This window comes from Bifidobacterium sp. UTCIF-38 (assembly GCF_006454495.1).
Taxonomy (GTDB): Bacteria; Actinomycetota; Actinomycetes; order Actinomycetales; family Bifidobacteriaceae; genus Bifidobacterium; species Bifidobacterium callitrichos.
Map to the genome: position 1 here is coordinate 110,460 of NZ_JFAL01000024.1, position 22,200 is coordinate 132,659.

Below are 22,200 nucleotides of genomic sequence, written 5' to 3' on the forward strand. Positions count from 1 at the left end.
GACTATTGTGCCCTCAGCCACGCCCGAGCGCGACGGGAACGTGTGCGATTACGCCTTCGGCGTGGTCACCGATTCGCCGGTGTCGTCGTCCTCGTCCTCGTCGGTCACCTCGTCCGCGTTATCCGTCTCGTCTGTCGCGTCCGACTCAGCCGTTTCGGCCGGCGTCGCGGTCTCGTCGAAGTTATGCGGCTGCTCGGGTTCGGCCTCCGGGGTCACGACCGGCTCCGCATCGTTCGTATCATCCGCGGTGTTGTCCGCGGTGTCGTCGTTCTCGTCCGCATCGGCGGCCGCGGCGGAATCGTCGTCCTTCGCGGGAATCTCGGCGGAGGATCCGGCGGTCGGCTTGTCGTCGAACGTCTCGTCGTCGAACTCCAGTCCGGCCCGTGCGTCGCGCAGTGCGCGCTCCTCGCGTTCCAGCAGGGGGATGACGATCGTCGCCGTGTTGTTCGCGCGCTCGCGGTGATGTTCGTCGTGACGCTCGTCCTGCGGTGGGTCCATCAGCCGGTCGGTGCCGAATCCTCCCTGCGCCACGGCCGCGGCGACCGGGAACGAGACGGGCATGGCCTCATCCGCCTTCCCGGAGTCGGAGCCGGAGTCGGGATCGGAGTCGGAATCGGCATGCGCGCTGACATCGTGTTCATCGGTGTCAGCATCCTCATCGTCGCCGTCGATCGGTGCCAACGTGATCGTCTCGCTCGACGACGGCGCCGGCATGTCCGGGTAGGGGGAGGACGGCTGCGGCTTCGTCGAGCCGGTCGCACCGGTCGGGCCGGCTTGCCCGTCCGCCCGTGCCCCGCCCACGTGGAAGCTTGGCGGGATCGTCGCCTCCTTGGCGTCGATCGGCGCATCCATGGTGTCGTCGTTGCCGGTCGGCACCGCGATGCGTCCGGCCGCCTCGATATAGGCCGAACCGGTACGGTCCGATTCGGCCGTCGCATCGGCGCCCGGATCCCCCGGACGGACTCCCGCGGCCCTCGCCGCGGCCTGTTCGGCGGCCTTCGCCGCGGCGCGACGGCGCTCGCCGTCCTTGAGCAGCGTGCCCACGGTGATCGTCGAGGGCGGATTGTCCGCCGTATCATCCGGGTCGCCGGCACCGACCCCCGCACCCGGGGCGCGACGGGCCTTCGCGGCGGCGTTGGAGTCATCGACGGCGCGCGAGGTCACGCCCAGCTGATGCGCAAGACGATCCACCTGCGCCTTGAAGCGGATGATGCCCTGCGTGTCCGCCTTGTTCAACGCCTGAATGAACTCGCCGACCTGCTCCATCTGCACCCACAGGTTGGCACGCAGCATGATCAGGTCGTCCAGACGGTTGCCCATCATGCGCCCGTACGCCGTGAGCACCGCATTGCGATGATCCTCGTCGAGCTTGGAGAAGATCCACGCCAGATCGCGCGCAGGGTCGTTGACCTGCATGTTCTGCCAGTTGTTGATCGCCGTGATCGTCGAACCGTCGAAGCGCACATCGCCGTCCTCGAAGCCGCCGTGCACCAGGCAGGTGCGGAACGACCACAGTCCCTCCGTCTCGAGGATCCTCGACCAGCTCGAGGTGATCTCCGTTGGGACGTGGCCGGCGTGCTTGAGACGTGCGATCCATGCGACCAGCTGCGCCTTGATCTGCTCGGTCGCGTATATCGGATACCGGGCCTTGGCCAGGAACAGCGGGTTCAGACGGTGGATCGCGCCGATCGCCGTGCCCATCGACGAGCAGTCGTCGAGCGTGAGCAGATTGAGATCGCGCTCGCGACCGTCCTGATGCATGGCGATCATCACCGCCGTGGTGCCGGTCGGTCCCTTCGGATCGTCTCCCGGAACGAATGCGAGCACGCGGTCGAACGCGAAGCCCAGACCACCCGGCTCGCGCGCCTCGGCGAGCGCCTTCGCCGCCTTCACTCGCGCGGCGAGCCGCTTGCGCCCCTGTTCGTCGTCCGTGGCGTACACGTCGTACGTCTTGCCGGTCAGGTCGCGCACCTGAGCCTGGTCGATGCCGCCGATGTGCGTGGTTCCCGGGGACACGCCGGCCACGATCACGGACGGCATCGCGGCCGATGTCAGAGCCGCCAGCATCAGTTCATTACGTTCAGTCACACTCCCACAGTAATACAAGGAGGCGCGATGGCCACGCCACTTGCCACAATGAAGGGCATGGACGTGGGGCGTGAGGGATCGGGCGAGGATCTGCTCGAGGGATTGGACGAGATGCAGCTGGCCGCGGCGAAGGCGCTGGACGGCCCGGTGCGCATCATCGCGGGCGCCGGCGCGGGCAAGACGCGTACGGTCACGCGTCGCATCGCCTACGCGTGCCGCACCGGCAGGTGGGATCCGGCGCGTACGCTCGCCGTCACGTTCTCCGTCAAGGCGGCGGCGGAGATGCGCGTGCGTCTGTCCTCGCTCGGCATCGGGGATTCGGTGACTGCGGCGACGTTCCATTCCGCCGCGTTGCACCAGCTGCGCCGCGTGTGGACCGATGTGTGCGACGCCCCCTTCCCGAGACTGGTCGATGATGCGCGTGACATCGCCGCGCGTGCGATGCGTCGGGTCGATCCGGATCTGGATCAGGATGATCTGACCGTGCGCACGGTGCGTGACGAGATCAACTGGGCGAAGATCTCGCTGGTGGCGCCCGATCAGGTGGCGCGTGTCGCCGCCGTGAGCGACCGGTGCCGTCCGGCGGGGCTCGAGCCGGGCAGGTTCGCGGAGATCTACGACGCGTACGAGAAGGAGAAGACCGTACGCGGCGAGATGGATTTCGACGACATCCTGCTCATGGCCTGCCATGTGCTCGAGGATTTCGAGGAGGCCTCCGCGGCGATCCGACGTTCGGTGGGCTGGCTGACCGTAGACGAGTATCAGGACGTCTCGCCGCTGCAGCACCGGTTGATGCGCCTGTGGCTCGGTGACAACCGCAATGTGTGCGTGGTGGGGGATCCGGCGCAAACGATCTATTCGTTCGCGGGCGCGTCGAGCTACGATCTGCTCGGGTTCGCCGACGAGTTCGCGCCCCTGTCCGCCGATATCGCGCTGAACACCGATTACCGGTCCACGCCGCAGATCGTCTCGTATGCGAATCGCATCCTCGCCGCCTCGCCGGTCAGGCACGAGTATCTGAAGCTCGCCTCGGCCAGGGAGAAGGGGCGGCGCGTCGAACGCACCGTGTACGAGACCGATCAGGAGGAGGCGCGCGGCGTGACTGCGCGCATCCTGCGGCTCATGGAGCAGGGGGTGAGTCCGTCCGACTGCGCGATCCTCACGCGCATCAACGCGCAGCAGGCCGTATGCTGCGCGGCGCTGCGCCACGCGGGACTGCGGTATCGAGTCAAGCGGGACAGCGGCGGTGCGGGCGTCGCGCCGATCGCCGATCTGGATGCGGCGCAGCGCATCGCGATGGTCGAGGCGTTGCGCGAGTCGGAGGCGGCGGCATCCTCCGGCACGGCATCCTCCGGCATCGTGCGGCAGGGCGATGCGACGCCGACGACGGCCGAACAGGCCGAGCGGGCGCGCGTGTGGGTCGCGCGTCTCGGCCAGGTCACGGTCTCGACGGTCCACGCCTCGAAGGGACTCGAGTTCAAGCACGTCTTCCTCATCGGCTGCTCCGAGGGGCTGATGCCGTACGGGTCTCCGGCCCCCGGAGACGAACTGGAGGAGGAGCGCCGGCTCATGTACGTGGCCGTCACCCGCGCCGAGGATACGCTGCACCTGTCCTATGCGCGATCCAAGGACGGCATGGGGCCGCAGCAGCGTCGGCTGAGCCGCTTCCTGAGCTGACGCGTCGACGTGCTGGCCGGTCTCCGAAGGAGCCGACGGGCGGCCGCGGCACGTGTGGAATCGCCCGTCGATTTGACAACGCGCCGTGCTACTATGTGCATCGCAGTCAAGGCGATGATCCGTCATCAGCGGGGAGCCTTCGGAAGAACGGTCCAAGCGTGCGGCGTACATCACACATGCGCGTCGCGTGTCGCGGACTCAGTAGAACCGACGGGATCGGCCCGAAACAGCCGAACGCAAGCGGTCACGCGGCGCGTGCCGGGGCAGTAGCCGGTCGTGCGCATGACAAGCGAGGTGGTACCGCGGTGGCGGGCTCGACGTCGGGCAGACGTCGGATCCAAAGTCGTCCTCGTATGAAACCAACGAAGCATATACGAGGAGAACCACACGGTGAGCGACAACGTATATCCCAAGGCGAACGAGGGCGGCGAGACCGCGCACGTCGCGCCGAACCCCAGCTTCCCGCACATGGAGGAGACCGTCCTCGACTACTGGGACAAGGACGACACCTTCCAGAAGTCCGTCGAACGCAACCCCTCCGGCGACCACAGCCAGAACGAGTTCGTGTTCTTCGACGGCCCGCCGTTCGCGAACGGCCTGCCGCACTACGGCCACCTGCTCACGGGCTACGCCAAGGACGTGATCCCGCGCTACCAGACGATGAAGGGCCGCAAGGTCAACCGCGTCTTCGGCTGGGACACCCACGGCCTGCCCGCCGAGCTCGAGGCGCAGAAGGAGCTCGGCATCGACTCGGTCGACCAGATCGAGAAGATGGGCATCGACAAGTTCAACGACGCCTGCCGCGCCTCCGTGCTCAAGTACACGCATGAATGGCAGGACTACGTGCACCGTCAGGCCCGCTGGGTCGACTTCGAGCACGGTTACAAGACGCTGAACATCCCGTACATGGAGTCCGTGATGTGGGCGTTCAAGCAGCTCTACGACAAGGGTCTCGCCTACCAGGGCTACCGCGTGCTGCCGTACTGCCCGAAGGATCGCACGCCGCTGTCCGCGCACGAGCTGCGCATGGACGCCGACGTCTACCAGGACCGTCAGGACACCACCGTCTCCGTGGCCGTCAAGCTGCGCGACGAGGAGGACGCCTACGCCGTCTTCTGGACCACCACCCCGTGGACCGTGCCCACCAACTTCGCGATCGTCGTCGGCGCCGACATCGACTACGTCGAGGTCAGGCCCACCGAAGGCAAGTTCGCCGGCAAGAAGTTCTACCTCGGCAAGCCGCTGCTCGGCTCCTATGCCAAGGAGCTGGGCGAGAACTACGAGATCGTGCGCGAGCTCAAGGGCTCCGACCTCGCCGGTCGCCGCTACTACCCGGTCTTCCCGTACTTCGCCGGCGAGACCGCCGAGTCCGAGGGCCACGTGCCCGGACCGAACGGCTACACGATCTTCACCGCCGACTACGTCGACACCGTCGAAGGTACCGGCCTCGTCCACCAGGCCCCCTACGGCGAGGACGATATGAACACCCTCAACGCCAAGGGCATCAAGAGCACTGACGTGCTCGACGAGGGCTGCCGCTTCACCGCGCAGTGCCCGGACTATGAGGGCATGTTCGTCTTCGACGCCAACCTGCCGATCCTTCGCAACCTGCGCGCCGGCGACGGTCCGCTCGCCTCCATCCCCGAGGATCGCCGCGCGATCCTCTTCCAGGAGAAGAGCTACGTGCACTCCTACCCGCACTGCTGGCGCTGCGCCACGCCGCTGATCTACAAGCCGGTCAGCTCCTGGTTCGTCTCCGTCACCAAGATCAAGCCGCGCCTGCTGGAACTCAACCAGGAGATCAACTGGATCCCGGGCAACGTCAAGGACGGACAGTTCGGCAAGTGGCTCGCCAACGCGCGCGACTGGTCGATCTCCCGCAACCGCTTCTGGGGCTCGCCGATCCCGGTGTGGGTCTCCGACGATCCGAAGCACCCGCGCGTCGACGTGTACGGTTCGCTCGAGGAGCTGAAGCGCGACTTCGGCGACTACCCGCGCGACCGCGACGGCAACATCAACATGCACCGTCCGTGGATCGACAACCTGACCCGCGTCAACCCGGACGATCCGACCGGCAAGAGCCACATGCACCGCATCACGGACGTGCTTGACTGCTGGTTCGAATCCGGCTCCATGTCGTTCGCGCAGTTCCACTACCCGTTCGAGAACAAGGAGAAGTTCGAACAGCACTTCCCGGCCGACTACATCGTCGAATACATCGGCCAGACCCGCGGCTGGTTCTACCTGCTGCACGTCATGGCGACCGCCCTGTTCGACCGTCCGGCGTTCAAGAATGTGATCTGCCACGGCATCGTCCTCGGCTCCGACGGCCAGAAGATGTCCAAGCACCTGCGCAACTACCCGGACGTCAACGGCGTGTTCGACAAGTACGGCTCCGACGCGATGCGCTGGTTCCTCATGTCCTCGCCGATCCTTCGCGGCGGCAACCTGATCGTCACTGCCGAGGGCATCCGCGACACGGTCCGTCAGGTCATGCTGCCGGTGTGGAGCTCCTACTACTTCTTCACGCTGTATGCGAACGCCGCCGGGTACGACGCGCGCCAGCTGCGTCCGGAGGAGGTCGCCTCCCTGCCTCAGATGGACCGCTACCTGCTTGCCCGTACGCGTCGCCTCGTGCTCTCCGCCGAGAAGTCGCTCAACGAGTTCGCGATCTCCGACGCGTGCGATGCGGCCTCCGACTTTATCGACGTGCTCACCAACTGGTACATCCGCAATAGCCGTGATCGCTTCCTCAACAAGGACGAAAGCGCGTTCAACACGCTCTACACCGTGCTCGAGGCGTTCATGCGCGTGCTGGCGCCGCTCGCTCCGATGGAGGCCGAGTCCGTGTGGCGCGGCCTGACCGGCGGCGAGTCCGTGCATCTGGCCGACTGGCCGTTCGTCGTCGACGAGAAGACCGGCGAGGACACCGAGCTGGGCCGCGTGCTCGTCGACGATCCCGCGCTGGTCGCCGCGATGGAGAAGGTGCGCGAGGTCGTCTCCGGCACCCTGTCCCTGCGCAAGGCCGCCAAGATCCGCGTGCGCCAGCCGCTGAGCAAGCTGACCGTCGTGGCCGAGGACGTGGCCGCCGTCGAACCGTACACGGACCTGCTCAAGTCCGAACTCAACGTCAAGGACCTCGAGTTCTCGACGCTGGAGGACGCCGCCTCCCGCGGTCTCAAGATCGTGCACGAGCTGCGCGTCAACGCGCGTGTGGCCGGCAAGCGTCTGCGCAAGGACGTCCAGTTCGCGATCAAGGCGTCCAAGTCCGGCGCCTGGCATGTGGACTCCGCCACCGGTGCGCCTGTCGTCGAGACCCCGAATGGCGACATCGCGCTCGAGGACGGCGAATACGAGCTCATCAACCGCGTGGAGGAGAAGGACGCCGCAGAAGAGGCCGTGTCCGTGTCCGCCGCGCTGCCGACCGGCGGCTTCGTGATCCTCGACACCGCCCTGACCTCGGAGCTCGAGGCCGAAGGCTACGCCCGCGACGCGATCCGCGTGATCCAGGACGCCCGTAAGGAGGCCGGCCTCGACGTGGCCGACCACGTCACGCTGACCCTGACCGTGCCGGCCGCCGATGCGGCCAAGGTCGAGGCCTTCCGCGACCTGATCGCCTCCGCCACCCTCGCCGCCGCCGACTTCACGGTCGTCGAAGGCGCCGAGCTCAAGGCCGAGGTGGTTAAGGGCTGAGCGGCGCGAGTGGTGTGAGCAGATCGGCTGTGCCGATACCTGACAGGCAGATACAGCTCGTTGTCAAGCCATAGTGGCTTCGCTATGCTAATGCGTAGCGAAGCCACTGGCCTATAAGCTGTGCATGTTGCCCCGCAAGCGCGGGGGTGAGCCGAGTAGGAGTTTCTGGTTACAGTAGTCCCTGCATAGGCGGGGGTGTTATTGGCGGCGTTGTATGGTAATATCTATCTACAAAAGAGTGGTGGTCAATCTGCGTGACACTCAGGCGGTGAATTTGGTCGGAGCGTTCGAACGGCCTGTTACTCCCAGCTACGTTCAGCATGCGACCGAGGCGTTGGTTCGCCGGGAGAGGGATGTGGACAAGGCGTACGGCATCACTCCGGTGCGTACGTGGGTCGTGCGTGTCGGAGACGATACCGCAGCCGCGGATGAACTGCTCGGTGAAGGGGAGAAGCCTGTCTCCCTGAGAGAACTGGTTGCAGACGTCGAACAGGTCGTGAGCGATCGACTGGCGCAGGAGTAACCATGCCGGTATTGCTGATGCGATTGGCGGCTCCCATGCAGTCCTGGGGGTCCAGCAGCCGTTTCACCAGACGCGAGACCGAGACGTGCCCGACCAAAAGCGGTGTCATCGGCATGGTCGCCGCCGCGTTGGGCATCAAACGGGACGAGTCGTTGGAACGTTTCATGGGATTGCGGTTCGGTGTGCGTATCGACCAGCCCGGTACGCTGATGTCCGATTTTCAGACGGCTCGTATGGATAACGGAGACATGCTTCCGTTGTCGCGACGCTACTACTTGCAGGATGCTGTGTTTCTGGCCGCATTGGAAAGCACGGACAGGAAGGAATTGGAGTCGTACCGACAGGCGCTGGCCGCTCCGTATTATCAGCTCTTTCTGGGGCGCCGGTCATGTCCGCCTGACGGGCCGATTCAGACATGGCTGACGGACGAAGGCCTGGAGGATTCGTTGCGTCATGCGCCGTGGCGTGCGTCGGAACGCTATCAGCGTTCGGTGCTGCGGCGTGGCGGTCTCGGGAATCCCCGAATGCTGTCTATTGTAGTTGAGCCGACGGTCGAAGAGGGAGCAGTCAACGGGTTCGTGGACGAGCTGCGCGACCAACCGGTCAGCTTCGATCCGAGACGACGCGATTGGACATTACGTCGATATATGCGTCTTGATAGTGGAATTCCGCCTCAGCCAACGGTCGATATCGATGTCGTTAACGATGGTTCATTTGAGGAACAGGAATCAGAGGAGGGGCAGAACACTGCATTCGACGATGACATGTTCTTCGAGACGGTCAGCGGTGTGGACAAGGGCGCGGATACGGAGGAGCTATGACCGAATTCAGTAGGATCATTATCGATGCCCGACATCGACGTGCCGCTTATGCGATGGCGTCGTTGGAACGGCTGCATGCCATCGTGGCTCGTTCCGTAGATCCCGAGCAAGCAGGTGCCTCGAGGGTGCTTTGGAGATTGGATGCGGGGCGTAATGGGTCGCCGAGCAGGATGTATATCGTCGCCTCGGTCACTCCGGATAAGCAGGTATTGTTCGAGGAATTGGGCGTACCTTCATCCTCCATCGCGACATGCTCATATACGGTTCAACCGCAGGGGATCCTCGGTGACGTTGGCGTCGGCGACGTTTGACGGAGTCCTCGTCGTCGATGATCCGGATCTGCTGCGTCATGCGCTCGTCGAGGGCATCGGCAGGGCAAAGGGATATGGATTCGGATTGATGACCTTGGTCCCGTTGGCAGATAATCGGCGTGGAGAGGCAGGGATGTGAACGCCGTGCCGGGCGTACGGCCGCCGTCATTGCCGTCGTTGGTTCGCGTACAGGACCGGCTAACGTTCCTGTACGCGGAACACTGCGTGGTGAATCGCGCGGACAATGCCGTGACGATTACCGATTCGCGAGGCACCGTGCATGTGCCGGCAGCCGCGTTGAGCGTGCTGATGCTCGGCCCCGGCAGCAACATCACATATGCTGCCATCTGCCTGTTGGCTGAATCACGGTCTACCTGCATATGGGTCGGAGAGCGCGGGGTCCGCTACTACTGTCATGGGGCGTCTCTCGCCCAATCGACGCGATTGCTGGAAGCACAGGCTCGGTTGGTTTCATCGGAGCGTTCGCGCGTCAAGGTGGCGCGACGCATGTACGCGATGCGTTTCCCTGATGAGAAGACCGATGGTCTTACCATGCAGCAGCTGCTGGGAAAGGAAGGTACTCGCGTCCGGCGCGCGTACGAACGTGAATCGTCGAGAACCGGAGTCTCATGGAGCGGGCGATCATACAAGGTAACGGATTTCGATGATGCCGATGAAGTGAACAAGGCGTTATCCGCTGCAAACACGGCTCTGTATGGTGTGGTCCACGCAGTGATCGTTGCTCTGGGTTGTTCTCCGGGGCTTGGTTTTGTCCACGCGCGAAACGAACGTAGTTTCGTATACGATATCGCAGACTTGTACAAGGTTGATATCACGATTCCCCTGGCATTCGATCTGGTGGCCGACCAAGTGGCAGATGTCTCCACCGCAGCCCGACGAGGTATGCGAGATCGGATGAAAGACGGGAAATTCTTGCAAAGATGCGTCAGGGATATCCGTTCATTGCTGTTGACTCCTGAGGAAGAGAAAACCGACCATCTGGAAGTGGAGGATATCACTACGCAGTTATGGGCGGGAGCTTCCGGATATCGGGAAAGTGGGCGGAATTACTCTTCGGAGCCGCAGCCGACTGGTGACGCCAGCGATGGCAATGATACAGACGTATATGACGTATATGAGGAATTCCACGAGGAGGGGGAATGGTAGTCATCGTATTGACTGTTGCCCCGCCCAAATTGCGCGGTCATTTGACCCGATGGCTGTTTGAGATCTCACCCGGCGTCTACGTGGGCAAGGTGACCGCGCGCGTCCGGTCGTTACTGTGGGAGCAGATTTTGGATAATATTGGAACAGGTCGGGCCATAATGGTCTTTCCGTCCGATAATGAACAGGGAATGGAATTCCGCACCTATGGCCAAGAATGGGAGCCAGTGGACTACGAGGGTCTGGAATTGATTATGCGACCGAACACGAGTCAGCAGCAAAGACGGAATGCAGATCGGAAGACCGGATGGAGTAAGGCGTCTCGATACCGTAGGTTTGGTCGATGATGCCGGTGCTGATATGTTGCGTTGCGCATTGATCGTTCCTTTGGAAATGACTGTACGAATCGAATTTTTCAGTAAACAAGTCGTCGTCATTTCGGCATAAAATCAGACTGTTCGCCCCGCACGCGCGGGGATGATCCGCACGCGGTCTGTGCGGGTGCGTTCGGCAGCATGTTCGCCCCGCACGCGCGGGGATGATCCGCGACGTTCCGTACAGATGGCCCGCCCCGAGATGTTCGCCCCGCACGCGCGGGGATGATCCGAGTCCGAGGTGGGTGAATGATTCGAGGGTGAAGTTCGCCCCGCACGCGCGGGGATGATCCGTCGCCCAGTGTGTCCGAGCCGTCGCCGCTGAGGTTCGCCCCGCACGCGCGGGGATGATCCGCCGTCCACGCCCACCGGCGACACGGACACGCTGTTCGCCCCGCACGCGCGGGGATGATCCGTCGTTCGTGTTCTTGGTCTTCACGTCGCCGCCGTTCGCCCCGCACGCGCGGGGATGATCCGTCCTTCAGGTACTGCACGCCCGTGGTCGCGAAGTTCGCCCCGCACGCGCGGGGATGATCCGGCTTTGGTGGACCCGAGCGTGATCAACTATGAGTTCGCCCCGCACGCGCGGGGATGATCCGGCGCGACAGGCGGACATGGAAGCCGCGTTCACGTTCGCCCCGCACGCGCGGGGATGATCCGAGCAACCCCGCCGCGACCGCCACCCTGACCGTGTTCGCCCCGCACGCGCGGGGATGATCCCGGCTCGCACATCCGCGACAAACTTGGAGATCCGTTCGCCCCGCACGCGCGGGGATGATCCGGACCTTGCGGCCGGCATGGAAACGGCGCTTCAGTTCGCCCCGCACGCGCGGGGATGATCCGAGTGCCGCGTGTTCCTTGACTTCGACCCGCTGGTTCGCCCCGCACGCGCGGGGATGATCCGTCGGTGCCCCTGCTGCGTCGCCTGCTCGGTGAGTTCGCCCCGCACGCGCGGGGATGATCCGTCGCGCAGGTTCTTGCCCACGGTGTCGGGGTCGTTCGCCCCGCACGCGCGGGGATGATCCGACGTTCGAGTTCTCCAGCGCGCAGATGACGAAGTTCGCCCCGCACGCGCGGGGATGATCCGTCGAGCCAGTAGGAGACTCCATCATCTCTCTCGTTCGCCCCGCACGCGCGGGGATGATCCGGTGGCCGTGTTCATCGAACCGCCCGACATCGAGTTCGCCCCGCACGCGCGGGGATGATCCGGTGACAGCAGCTATCTCCGTCACTCAGCAGGAGTTCGCCCCGCACGCGCGGGGATGATCCGTCGGCTCGCAGGGCCGCTGGCGACTTGGCCAGGTTCGCCCCGCACGCGCGGGGATGATCCACGGCACCGAACGGCAGGGCACCACCGCCACCCGTTCGCCCCGCACGCGCGGGGATGATCCGATCGCCGTGTTGATCGACCCGCCCGAAATCACGTTCGCCCCGCACGCGCGGGGATGATCCGGAAACAGCCGACACGATCGACGGCATGTTTCCGTTCGCCCCGCACGCGCGGGGATGATCCGTACCCGCAGGCGTTCGTCAAGATCACGCTCGGGTTCGCCCCGCACGCGCGGGGATGATCCGACGTGGCGACGACTTTCGCCTTGTCATTCGTGGTTCGCCCCGCACGCGCGGGGATGATCCGTCGCTGATTTGGTTGAAATCCCTGACCTGATTGTTCGCTCCGCACGCGCGGGGATGATCCGGCGGGGAGAAGCCGCAGGTGCACCTGCCGGAAGTTCGCTCCGCACGCGCGGGGATGATCCGGCCATACGACATCCCCCGGGGCGTCCCTCGACGTTCGCCCAGCACGCGCGGGGATGATCCGACGCTGCAGGATCGCGTCGACCTGTTCAAGGGGTTCGCCCCGCACGCGCGGGGATGATCCGCAGATGCGCTACGCCATCGCGATCCTCAACGAGTTCGCCCCGCATGCGCGGGGATGATCCGGCGACCTATTTCGCGAACGACGCTGCACGGAAGTTCGCCCCGCACGCGCGGGGATGATCCGCCATTGACCTACCTGAGTTCGCTGGACTCGGTGTTCGCCCCGCACGCGCGGGGATGATCCGCCGCCCACGTAGAACACCGGGGTGCCGTAGGAGTTCGCCCCGCACGCGCGGGGATGATCCGTCGCCGACGCTCGTCACCGCGGACGAGAAGAAGTTCGCCCCGCACGCGCGGGGATGATCCGACCTCGTCACCATCGCCAAGGCCACCGGCAACGTTCGCCCCGCACGCGCGGGGATGATCCTAATGGTGGTTCGAGGAATTCCGGGCTGGTGGTGTTCGCCCCGCACGCGCGGGGATGATCCGCTCAAAACGGATACGGCGACGGTCGCGAAGATGTTCGCCCCGCACGCGCGGGGATGATCCGGTGGGCGCCGCCCCGATGCATAAGATCCTCACGTTCGCCCCGCACGCGCGGGGATGATCCGGATGTTGGGCCGGGGGAAGTTCCTGTGATTCGGTTCGCCCCGCACGCGCGGGGATGATCCGGCGAGTTCTTGGATGACCTTGATTCAGACGAGGTTCGCCCCGCACACGCGGGGATGATCCTGACTCGCACAGGTACTTCGTGGTGACGATCGGGTTCGCCCCGCACGCGCGGGGATTGTCGGCGGGGTCATGCTGTATCGACGCCTGTATGGGATTCAGCGCGGTTGTGGCCGATTTCGTTGCTGAGTCCCGCGGATTCGGGGGACTCAGAGGGATTTATTGCGATTTTCGCGTTGAGTCCCTCGACGTCACCCATTCATGCCGATATCGGATCGGAGGCGTTCCGCCGGGGTTGCTTGAGAATGGCGGAATTCCAACGATTTCCGCTTCGTGTTCGGGGGATGGCTGTGTGGTTGGTGCCTGGGATGTGCTCATGGCGTGGGACTCAGTGTCGATTTCTGCTGTTATCGCGTTGAGTCCCGCGGATTTGGGGGACTCAAGGTGGTTTTTCGTGATTCTTGTGTTGAGTCCCGCGGTCATGCTCGTCATGCGCATGTGGGGCGACCGGAGGCGGCGGGACGGACCCGTGTTGTCGCCTCAGGATGGCGACATATCCACGTATTTGGACAGGGTGTTTTGTTTTGTTGATGGACTGAATTAGACAGGGTGCCTAGACTTGGGTTATGGAGCGTGAACATGGCAGATACGTCCAGCAAGGAGGTCGTTATGACGGACTTCAACCCGAATAGCCAGAACCCGAACGATCAGAACCAAAATCCGAATGGTGACAGCTACGGGCAGTCAGGGCAGCCCGGGCAGACTGATGGCAACGGGAACGCAAATCCGAAGCAGCCCGAATACGGTCAGTGGGCGCCGGGGCAGCAGCCCCCGCAGTATGGCCAGTACGGCCAGTATGCCGGGGCGAATGCGGGTCAGTACGCCGGCCCCGCGCAGAATCCATACGGATATGGCCAGCCGCAGGCCGGCCAAAACGGCAACCCGTACGCCAACCCGTACGTGAATCAGAACAACACCACGTATGGCAACACCGGCAATGCCGGCGGCGCCGGTAACACCGGTAATCCGTTCGTCGGTCAGACCGGCCAGAACCCGTTCGGATGGCATTCGACCGACCCGTTCAAGCTCATCGAGAGCATGCTGCCGCAGCGCACCAAGAACTGGGTGCGTACCATCTACGCGATCATCGGCGTGGCGGCGATCGTGCTCGGCATCGCACTGCTGATCTGGCCCGGCATCACCCTGCAGGTCGCGGCCGTGCTGCTCGGCATCTACTTCGTCGTCTCCGGCGTCACGCGCGTCGTGACCGCCATCGTCGAACTCGGACTGCCGGGCGGCTGGCGCATCCTCGACATCCTCGTCGGCGTGCTGCTCGCCATCGGCGGCATCGTGGTGCTGAAGAACTCGGCCCTGTCCGGGCAGACCCTCGCCGTGCTCGTCACGATGACCGTCGGACTCGGCTGGATGCTGGAGGGCTTCATGGCTCTGGTCGAATCGTGGCGATTGCCGAGCTCCGGCTGGGCCGTGCTCTACGCGGTCATCTCGATCATCGCCGGCTTCGTCGTGCTGCTTTCGCCGATCACCTCCACGATGTGGCTCGTCGTCTTCGGCGGCTGCGCGCTGGTGGTCATGGGAGTCTCCGCCATCGTGCGCGGCTTCAAGTTCGGTCGATGATCCGGATCCTGGATCACAATCGAAACGTGCGCGTGAAATCGCCCTCGTGAATGACGAGAATGACGAGGCGAGGCACTATCGTGGGAACGTATTGAGAACGAGTCTTGATAGGCTTGCCAGAAGGTAGAAAGAGTCACATGATCGAACTGAAGACCCCTCGCGAGATCGAGGAGATGAAGCCCGCCGGCCGTTTCGTCGGATCCATCCTGCGTGAGCTGAAGGAGTACACGAAGGTCGGCACCAACCTGCTCGACATCGACGAGTTCGTGCACAAGAAGATCGTCGACCGCAAGGGCGCGCAATCCTGCTACGTCGACTACGCTCCCGACTTCGGCACCGGCCCGTTCGCGCACTACATCTGCACCTCCGTCAACGACGCGGTGCTGCACGGCGTGCCCTACGACTACAACCTCAAGGACGGCGACCTCGTCTCCCTCGACCTCGCGATCAACGTCGACGGCTGGGTGGGCGATTCGGCCATCAGCTTCGTGGTCGGCAAGGACAAGGATCCCGAGGACCTGCGCCTGATCAAGTGCACCGAGGAGGCGCTCGCCGCCGGCATCGAGGCCGCTCAGCCCGGCAACCGTCTGGGTGACGTGTCCAGCACGATCGGCGACATCGCCCGCGAGTACGGCTATCCGATCAACCTCGAGTTCGGCGGCCACGGTGTCGGCCACATCATGCACGGCGATCCGCACGTGCCGAACGACGGCAAGGCCCACCACGGCTACAAGCTGCGCCCGGGTCTGGTCATCGCCATCGAACCGTGGTTCCTCAAGACCACCGATGAGATCTACCAGGATCCGAAGGACGGCTGGACCCTGCGCGCCGAGGACGGATCGCGCGGCGCCCACTCCGAGCACACGATCGCCATCACCGAAAACGGTCCGATCATCCTCACCACGCGCGACGAGTGACGTCGGTCACACCGTTTTGAGACATTGAAAGCCGGCGTGCGCCCCACCTTGTTACGATGGGCGCACGCCGGCTTTCGACGTCTCTCCGACGTTTCCACGATGCGGCTGGCTGACGCGCAAAGTCATGCACCCATGCGCACCCCAGCGTCATGTTCCCGCGTCCTCGCGTCCCGCATCGTCCCGCGTATCGACCACGAAACCCGTGGCGGTAACACAGGCGGTCTATTGTGACCGGCAACACTTGGAACAGGAATGAGGTACCCATGGGCACAGCACAGCTGAATGTGGACGACAGCAAATACACCCTGCCATTGGTGAAGGCGACCGCCGGGCCGGACGGCATCGTCGTGTCCAAGCTGCGCAACGACGGATGGGTCACGCTCGACCCGGGCTTCCTCACCACCGCGCAATGCGAATCAAAGATCACGTATATCGACGGCCAGCATTCGATCCTGCGCTACCGCGGCTATCCGATCGAGCAGCTGTGCGATCAGTCCGACTTCCTCGAAGTCGCGTGGCTGCTGCGTCACGGCGAACTGCCCAACCGGGAACAGTACGACAAGTTCGTCTCCGACATCAACCATCGCACGATGGTGGGGGAGGACTTCCGCACGTTCATGGGCTCGTTCCCGCGTACCGCGCATCCGATGAGCGCGCTCGCCTCCGCGATCAACGCGCTCGCCACCTTCTACCCGGATACGACCGACATCACCGACTCCGATCAGCTCGACGAGTCCGCGATCATCATCATGGCGAAGGTCCGCACGATCGTGTCGTACATCTTCCGCCGCCGCCGCGACGAGCCGATGCTCTACCCCGATTACGCGCGCGGCTACGTCGACGACTTCCTGCGCATGTGCTTCGCGGTTCCCTACGAGCCGTTCGAATCCGACCCGCTGTACGTGCATGCGCTCGGCCGTCTGCTCATCATCCACGCCGATCACGAGCAGAACTGCTCCACCTCCGTGGTGCGCATCGCGGGCAGTGCGCACGCGAACCTGTATTCGGCGGTCGCCGCCGGCGTCAACGCCCTGTCCGGCCCGCTGCATGGAGGCGCGAACGAGGCCGTGCTGCGTCAGCTCAAGGCGATCCGCGACTCCGGCAAGTCGGTGCGCGAGTTTGTCGATGAGGCCAAGGCCAACGGACAGCGCATCTCCGGACTCGGCCACCGCGTGTACAAGTCGTACGATCCGCGTGCGGCCATCGCCAAGCAGTATCTGGAGAAGATCATGGAGCGCGAGGACACGTCGAAGCTGCCGGCCGACGAGCGTGCGCTGTTCGCCGTGGCCACCGAGCTCGAGGAGATCGCCCTGAGCGACGAGTACTTCGTCTCGCGTCACCTCTACCCGAACGTCGATTTCTACACGGGACTCATCTACCGTGCGATCGGCTTCGACCCGGCCATGTTCACCACGCTGTTCGCACTGGGGCGCATCCCCGGATGGATCGCCCAGTACCGCGAGATGCTCGCCGATCCGAACACCAAGATCGGCCGCCCGAGGCAGGTCTACACCGGTGCGACCGAACGCGACTACGTGCCGATGGACGAGCGCTGACCGGCTCCCCTGACAAGGGGAGCCGGGGGAACCGGCGGCGGGGCTGACTAGTTCTTGTGCAGCTTCTCGTTCAGCTCGATGCCGGTCTTGCGGTAACGCGCCTCGATGCGGCCCGACACCGAGTTGCGGATGAACAGGATGTTGTCCTTGCCGGACAGGTCCGCGCCCTTGACGACCTCGAGCGGCTCGCCCGCGGCGGCCTTGGCCTTGTCCCAGATCGTGACCTTCGTGCCGGCGGTGATGTACAGGCCCGCCTCGACGACGCAGTTGTCGCCCAGCGAGATGCCGATGCCCGCGTTCGCGCCGAGCAGCGAATGCTCGCCGATGGAGTTGCGCAGCTTGCCGCCGCCGGAGAGCGTGCCCATGATCGAGGCACCGCCGCCGATGTCGGAACCGTTGCCGACGACCACGCCCTGCGAGACGCGTCCCTCGACCATCGAGACGCCGAGCGTGCCGGCGTTGAAGTTCACGAAGCCGGCGTGCATGACCGTCGTGCCCTCGGACAGGTGGGCGCCGAGACGGACGCGATCGGTGTCGCCGATGCGCACGCCGGTGGGGACGACGTAGTCGATCATGCGCGGGAACTTGTCCACGCCGAACACGTTCACCGTGGCGGCCGGCGCCACGGCGGGCAGGCCGGCGTTCGCGGCGAACGACTGCGCGGCGGCGGTGGCGGCGGCTTCGACGTCGGCCTTGCGCAGCGAGAAGTCGGGGACGGCGAACGGTCCGTAGTTGGTCCACACCACGTTGGCGAGCTGTGCGAAGATGCCGTCCAGATTGAGGGTGTTCGGCTTGGCCAGACGCATGCTCAGCAGGTGCAGCTTCAGATACGCGTCCTCGGCGTTGGCGATCGGCTCGTCGAGGGAGGTCACGGTGAAGACCGGCACTCGACGAACGCCTCGGGCGTCGGGCTCGTCATGCACGAGCACGCCGAAATCATGATTCGGCCGATCGGCCTCGGCCGGGGCGGCCCCCACAGCGAGAGTCGGATACCACACGTCAAGGGTGTTGCCCGCCGCGTCGATGCTGGCCAGACCCCAGCCGTAGGCGGTGCGTTCTTCTGCCATTGTTGCTCCTTTACTGTTCAGCGGAATCGCCATGTGCTCCCACATTACCGCTTCCGCCGTCGGCGCACAGACGCGAGTCCAATGACCAAGCGGTACGGTACAATCCGTCCACGTGAGTGACTTTCAGCAGGATGAACGCGATGGGCGTGAGCGCCGCCGCCGCACGATGGTGCGCGCGGTGTGCATCGTCATCGCCGCGTGCATGCTGCTGTCCTTGGTGATCCCCGCCATCTACGCGGGACTTTGACGTATGGTCACGCGCATCCCCGCGTGACGTTCCGTCCCGTGCGGCCGGCCCTCGGCGGTGCCCGGACGGATGAGACGGAACGACGGACCGACCGGCGACGATGCGCGCGGCCCACACCATCGGACGATCATCAGGCAATCATCAGGAAATTCCATCAAGGCAATTCATAGGTAAGACACGTAAGGTACAGAAACGATGGCAGAATTCGACTATTCGCAGGCGATCGCCGATGTGCGATCCAAATACGATTCCATCGCCAAGGCGCTGGACGTCGACCGTATCAAGGCGGACATCAAGGAACTCGAGCAGCAGGCGGCCGCGCCGGGCCTGTGGGACGATCCGGAGAACGCGCAGAAGGTGACGAGCCGTCTGTCCGCCGCCGAGTCGCAGCTCAAGAAGCTCCAGTCCGCGGGTTCGCGCATCGACGACGTGGAGACGCTCGTCGAGCTCGGCCGCGAGGAGGAGGATCAGGACTCCCTCGACGACGCGCAGAGCGAGCTCAAGTCCATCGCCGAGGATCTCGACGCGATGGAGATCCAGACGCTGCTCGACGGCGAATACGACGAGCGCTCCGCGGTCGTCACGATCCGTTCCGGCGCCGGCGGCGTCGATGCGGCCGACTTCGCACAGATGCTGCTGCGCATGTACCTGCGCTACTGCGAGCGCATGGGCTTCAAGGCCAAGGTCATGGACACCTCCTATGCGGAGGAGGCGGGCATCAAGTCCGCCACCTTCCAGGTGGATGCGCCCTACGCCTACGGTCGTCTGTCGGTCGAGGGCGGCACGCACCGTCTGGTGCGCATCTCCCCGTTCGACAATCAGGGCCGCCGTCAGACGAGCTTCGCCGCCGTCGAGGTGGTGCCGCTCGTCGAGGCCACCGATCACATCGACATTCCGGACACCGATATCCGCGTCGACACGTACTGCTCCTCCGGCCCCGGCGGTCAGGGCGTGAACACGACCTACTCGGCCGTGCGCATCACCCACCTTCCCACCGGCCTCGTCGTGACGATGCAGGACGAACGCTCCCAGATCCAGAACCGCGCCGCCGCCATGGCCGTGCTGCAGTCCCGACTGCTCGTGCTGCGCCATGAGGAGGAGGCCAAGAAGAAGAAGGAGCTCGCCGGCGACATCAAGGCCAGCTGGGGCGATCAGATGCGTTCCTACGTGCTGCATCCGTACCAGATGGTCAAGGATCTGCGCACCGGCTATGAGACGTCGCAGACCCAGGCGGTGTTCGACGGCGATCTCGACGGTTTCATCCAGGCCGGCATCCGCTGGCGTCACGAGGAGCGTCGTGCCGCCAAGGAAGAAGCCGGAGAGTAATACGTAGATATACGTACATAAGGTACGGTAGGGGGATCATGGCACTCATCTCGCTCAGGCATGTCAGCAAGGTCTATCCGAAGGGCACCAGACCGGCGTTGCATGACATCAACCTTGACATCGACCGCGGGGACTTCGTGTTCCTTGTGGGGGCTTCGGGTTCCGGCAAGACCACGTTGCTGAGTCTGCTGCTGCGCGAGGAGGAGGCCACGGACGGCGAGATCCGCGTCGCGGGCAATGACCTGCGGCGCATCTCGAACCGTCAGGTCCCGCAGTACCGGCGCACGATCGGCTTCGTGTTCCAGGACTACAAGCTGCTCAACAACAAGACCGTCTGGCAGAACGTCGCGTTCGCCCTCGAGGTGATCGGCACGCGTCGTTCGGCCATCAAGTCGCTGGTGCCGAAGGTGCTGGAGACCGTGGGATTGACCGGCAAGGAGCGCAGCTATCCGCATGAGCTGTCCGGCGGCGAGCAGCAGCGTGTGGCGATCGCCCGCGCCTATGTGAACCATCCCCAGATCCTGCTCGCCGACGAGCCCACCGGCAATCTCGATCCGACCACGTCGCTCGGCATCATGGAGGTGCTGGACGCGATCAACCGCACCGGTACCACGGTCGTCATGGCCACGCACAACGAGGAGATCGTCAATTCGATGCGCAAGCGCGTCGTCGAACTGCACAGCGGCTCCATCGTGCGTGACGAGGAGCACGGCTCCTATGATTCCGCCATGTACTTCCCCGACGCCGAGGTCACGTCCAAGGCGCATCAGGCCCTGGGATCCGGCACCGGCTCCACCGTCATGACGTCGGGGGCGGGTGACTCCGATCTGCGGTTCCGCCCCCAGAACGGAGTCGAGGCGGAGGTCACGCAGGCCATCGCCATCGAGGCCGGAACGATCGCCTCCGGTGCGATGAACGGTGACGAGGGTATCGCGCGTCTCGCCCAATCCGTGCATTCCGGGCGTACCGGACGCTACGGCGAGGCGTTCGCGCCCCTTGAGACCACATTGACTTGGGGCAAGGGACTGAAGCTCGACGAGGTGGAGCGTCTCGCCAGAAGCGGCGAGCCCTCCGCCACTGATGAGTCCGTTGATGAGTCCGTTGATGAGTCCGCAACTCCTGAAAATGGCTTGCTGGCCCCGCCGGCGCCACCGGCGCCGCCGAGTATCGCCTCCGCCACACAGGATGCCCGCCAAACGGATGCCGATGATGCGCAAACGACCGTTTCCACTGCGCAAGTGGAGGAGACGGCCGTTCAGGAGCACGCCGAAACCCCCGAAAACGGTGAAAGCGATGCCGACTCCGAGACAACCGGCGGCGATGCAGCGAGCGAGCAGAACGAGAACGAGGAGGAACAGCAGTGAGGGCGCGATTCATCCTGTCGGAAACGTGGACGAGCTTGAGGCGAAACGTGCCGATGATCATCTCGGTGATGCTCGTCACGTTCATCTCCTTCGTGTTCATCGGCGCATCCGCCCTGATGCAGGCGCAGGTAACCCGTGCGAAGGGCGAATGGTACAACAAGATCGAGGTCGTCGTCTGGCTGTGCCCTGACGGTACCAGCCAGGCCGCCACCTGCGCCGCCGGCAAGGCGCCGACCAAGCAGGAGATCGTCCAGCTCGAGGAATTCATCCAGGACGAGCTGACCGACAACGTCTCCAAGATCACCTACGTGAGCCGCGAGGACTTCTATAAGAACACGTTCCTCAAGCAGTATCCGAACGGCGAATATCAGGGACGCACCCTGACCGCCGCCGACATGCAGGACTCGCTGCAGCTGAAGCTCAAGGATCCCACCAAGTACAAGATGGTCTCCGAGGTACTGTCCGGCAAGACCGGTGTGGAGGACGTCGTCGACCAGAAACAGATCTTCGATCCCGTCTTCGCCGTGCTCAACCGCGCCACCGCCGTCACCGTCGCGCTCGCCGTGGTGATGGTCGTCGTCGCGATCCTCCTGACCGGCACCACGATCCGCATGTCCGCGGCCTCGCGCAAGAACGAGACCGAGATCATGCGACTTGTCGGCGCATCGAACTGGACGATCCGACTGCCGTTCATCCTCGAGGGAGTGGTCGCCTCGCTCATCGGTTCGCTGCTCGCGTGCGGCACCCTCGCCGGCATCGTGCAGGTGTTCATCACCGACGGTCTGTCCGGGTCCGTCAGCTGGATGCCGTTCGTCACGCAGTCCACGGTGTGGATGATAGCCCCGGCTCTGGTGGCAGGTGCCGTGCTGCTGTCGATCATCGCCTCCGCGGTCTCGCTGCGTCGTTATCTCAAGGCGTGATCGACGGGCGGTTCCGCTCCCAGCCGAAGC

The 22,200-nt window shown here is 64.4% G+C and carries 16 protein-coding genes, 1 pseudogene and 1 CRISPR repeat array; of the genes and pseudogenes, 15 read left to right on the forward strand and 2 right to left on the reverse strand.

The genetic code is table 11. From position 1 onward, the window contains the following. Positions 1 to 324 precede the first annotated feature (324 nt). Positions 325 to 2,067: pseudogene (locus BW11_RS09010) on the reverse strand (phosphotransferase); the annotation flags it as partial. Between the two features lie 48 nt (positions 2,068 to 2,115). On the opposite strand from BW11_RS09010, the gene BW11_RS09015 reads away from it, so the two are divergent. From BW11_RS09015 to BW11_RS09060, 11 genes are all read left to right on the forward strand, one after another. Then, complete coding sequence (locus tag BW11_RS09015; RefSeq protein ID WP_375137655.1) at positions 2,116 to 3,765, forward strand: ATP-dependent helicase; 1,650 nt, start codon at positions 2,116 to 2,118, stop codon at positions 3,763 to 3,765. Between the two features lie 390 nt (positions 3,766 to 4,155). Beyond that, complete coding sequence (gene ileS / locus BW11_RS09020; RefSeq protein WP_140445491.1) at positions 4,156 to 7,458, forward strand: mupirocin-resistant isoleucine--tRNA ligase; 3,303 nt, start codon at positions 4,156 to 4,158, stop codon at positions 7,456 to 7,458. Between the two features lie 241 nt (positions 7,459 to 7,699). Beyond that, on the forward strand, positions 7,700 to 7,981 hold the full coding sequence (locus tag BW11_RS09025; RefSeq protein ID WP_258184645.1) for a type I-E CRISPR-associated protein Cas7/Cse4/CasC: 282 nt from the start codon (positions 7,700 to 7,702) through the stop codon (positions 7,979 to 7,981). Between the two features lie 2 nt (positions 7,982 to 7,983). Next, entirely contained in the window at positions 7,984 to 8,802 is an 819-nt protein-coding gene (gene cas5e, locus BW11_RS09030; protein WP_140445489.1) for a type I-E CRISPR-associated protein Cas5/CasD, read from the forward strand. Beyond that, on the forward strand, positions 8,799 to 9,113 hold the full coding sequence (locus BW11_RS09035; RefSeq protein ID WP_258184644.1) for a type I-E CRISPR-associated protein Cas6/Cse3/CasE: 315 nt from the start codon (positions 8,799 to 8,801) through the stop codon (positions 9,111 to 9,113). Before cas5e ends, BW11_RS09035 begins: the two co-directional genes overlap by 4 nt. Next, entirely contained in the window at positions 9,088 to 9,252 is a 165-nt protein-coding gene (locus BW11_RS11885) for a type I-E CRISPR-associated protein Cas6/Cse3/CasE (RefSeq protein ID WP_258184643.1), read from the forward strand. Before BW11_RS09035 ends, BW11_RS11885 begins: the two co-directional genes overlap by 26 nt. After that, entirely contained in the window at positions 9,249 to 10,280 is a 1,032-nt protein-coding gene (gene cas1e / locus BW11_RS09040) for a type I-E CRISPR-associated endonuclease Cas1e (RefSeq protein WP_258184642.1), read from the forward strand. Before BW11_RS11885 ends, cas1e begins: the two co-directional genes overlap by 4 nt. Next, on the forward strand, positions 10,274 to 10,624 hold the full coding sequence (cas2e, locus tag BW11_RS09045) for a type I-E CRISPR-associated endoribonuclease Cas2e (RefSeq protein ID WP_140445488.1): 351 nt from the start codon (positions 10,274 to 10,276) through the stop codon (positions 10,622 to 10,624). The genes cas1e and cas2e overlap by 7 nt, the downstream gene beginning before the upstream one ends. Positions 10,625 to 10,733: 109 nt before the next feature. Then, positions 10,734 to 13,263: direct repeats of the CRISPR family, unit length 29 nt; unit sequence GTTCGCCCCGCACGCGCGGGGATGATCCG. Between the two features lie 544 nt (positions 13,264 to 13,807). Next, positions 13,808 to 14,773, forward strand: coding sequence for an HdeD family acid-resistance protein (locus BW11_RS09050; RefSeq protein WP_140445556.1), 966 nt, complete (start codon positions 13,808 to 13,810; stop codon positions 14,771 to 14,773). Between the two features lie 137 nt (positions 14,774 to 14,910). After that, positions 14,911 to 15,690 carry a type I methionyl aminopeptidase gene (map, locus tag BW11_RS09055; RefSeq protein WP_140445487.1) on the forward strand — a complete coding sequence of 260 codons (780 nt, stop codon included), beginning with the start codon at positions 14,911 to 14,913 and terminating at the stop codon, positions 15,688 to 15,690. A gap of 263 nt (positions 15,691 to 15,953) precedes the next feature. Then, positions 15,954 to 17,246: a citrate synthase gene (locus BW11_RS09060; RefSeq protein ID WP_043164945.1), complete on the forward strand. Its 1,293-nt coding sequence runs from the start codon at positions 15,954 to 15,956 to the stop codon at positions 17,244 to 17,246. A gap of 47 nt (positions 17,247 to 17,293) precedes the next feature. On the opposite strand, the gene dapD is transcribed toward BW11_RS09060, so the two are convergent. Continuing rightward, positions 17,294 to 18,313, reverse strand: a complete 1,020-nt coding sequence (gene dapD, locus BW11_RS09065) for a 2,3,4,5-tetrahydropyridine-2,6-dicarboxylate N-succinyltransferase (protein WP_140445486.1) — start codon at positions 18,311 to 18,313, stop codon at positions 17,294 to 17,296. 112 nt (positions 18,314 to 18,425) lie between these two features. Here dapD and BW11_RS11890 point away from each other — a divergent pair, with 112 nt between their 5' ends. The 4 genes from BW11_RS11890 (at position 18,426) to ftsX (ending at position 22,170) form a co-directional block, all read left to right on the forward strand. Continuing rightward, the gene (locus BW11_RS11890; RefSeq protein ID WP_258175577.1) at positions 18,426 to 18,560 is read left to right on the forward strand and encodes a hypothetical protein; all 135 of its coding nucleotides are present in this window, start codon (positions 18,426 to 18,428) and stop codon (positions 18,558 to 18,560) included. Positions 18,561 to 18,755: 195 nt separating this feature from the next. Next, complete coding sequence (gene prfB, locus BW11_RS09070) at positions 18,756 to 19,886, forward strand: peptide chain release factor 2 (protein WP_043164948.1); 1,131 nt, start codon at positions 18,756 to 18,758, stop codon at positions 19,884 to 19,886. 38 nt (positions 19,887 to 19,924) lie between these two features. Continuing rightward, positions 19,925 to 21,250, forward strand: coding sequence for a cell division ATP-binding protein FtsE (ftsE, locus tag BW11_RS09075; protein WP_140445485.1), 1,326 nt, complete (start codon positions 19,925 to 19,927; stop codon positions 21,248 to 21,250). Continuing rightward, a complete protein-coding gene (gene ftsX, locus BW11_RS09080) occupies positions 21,247 to 22,170 on the forward strand; it encodes a permease-like cell division protein FtsX (RefSeq protein WP_043164950.1) in 924 nt (307 codons plus the stop codon). Before ftsE ends, ftsX begins: the two co-directional genes overlap by 4 nt. Positions 22,171 to 22,200: the final 30 nt, after the last annotated feature.

Coding starts and splice junctions, on each gene's coding strand:
- BW11_RS09015 (WP_375137655.1), top strand. CDS start 2,116: ATGGCCACGCCACTTGCCACAATGAAGGGCATGGACGTGGGGCGTGAG.
- cas5e (WP_140445489.1), top strand. CDS start 7,984: ATGCCGGTATTGCTGATGCGATTGGCGGCTCCCATGCAGTCCTGGGGG.
- BW11_RS09035 (WP_258184644.1), top strand. CDS start 8,799: ATGACCGAATTCAGTAGGATCATTATCGATGCCCGACATCGACGTGCC.
- cas2e (WP_140445488.1), top strand. CDS start 10,274: ATGGTAGTCATCGTATTGACTGTTGCCCCGCCCAAATTGCGCGGTCAT.
- BW11_RS09050 (WP_140445556.1), top strand. CDS start 13,808: ATGACGGACTTCAACCCGAATAGCCAGAACCCGAACGATCAGAACCAA.
- map (WP_140445487.1), top strand. CDS start 14,911: ATGATCGAACTGAAGACCCCTCGCGAGATCGAGGAGATGAAGCCCGCC.
- BW11_RS09060 (WP_043164945.1), top strand. CDS start 15,954: ATGGGCACAGCACAGCTGAATGTGGACGACAGCAAATACACCCTGCCA.
- dapD (WP_140445486.1), bottom strand. CDS start 18,313: ATGGCAGAAGAACGCACCGCCTACGGCTGGGGTCTGGCCAGCATCGAC.
- prfB (WP_043164948.1), top strand. CDS start 18,756: ATGGCAGAATTCGACTATTCGCAGGCGATCGCCGATGTGCGATCCAAA.
- ftsE (WP_140445485.1), top strand. CDS start 19,925: ATGGCACTCATCTCGCTCAGGCATGTCAGCAAGGTCTATCCGAAGGGC.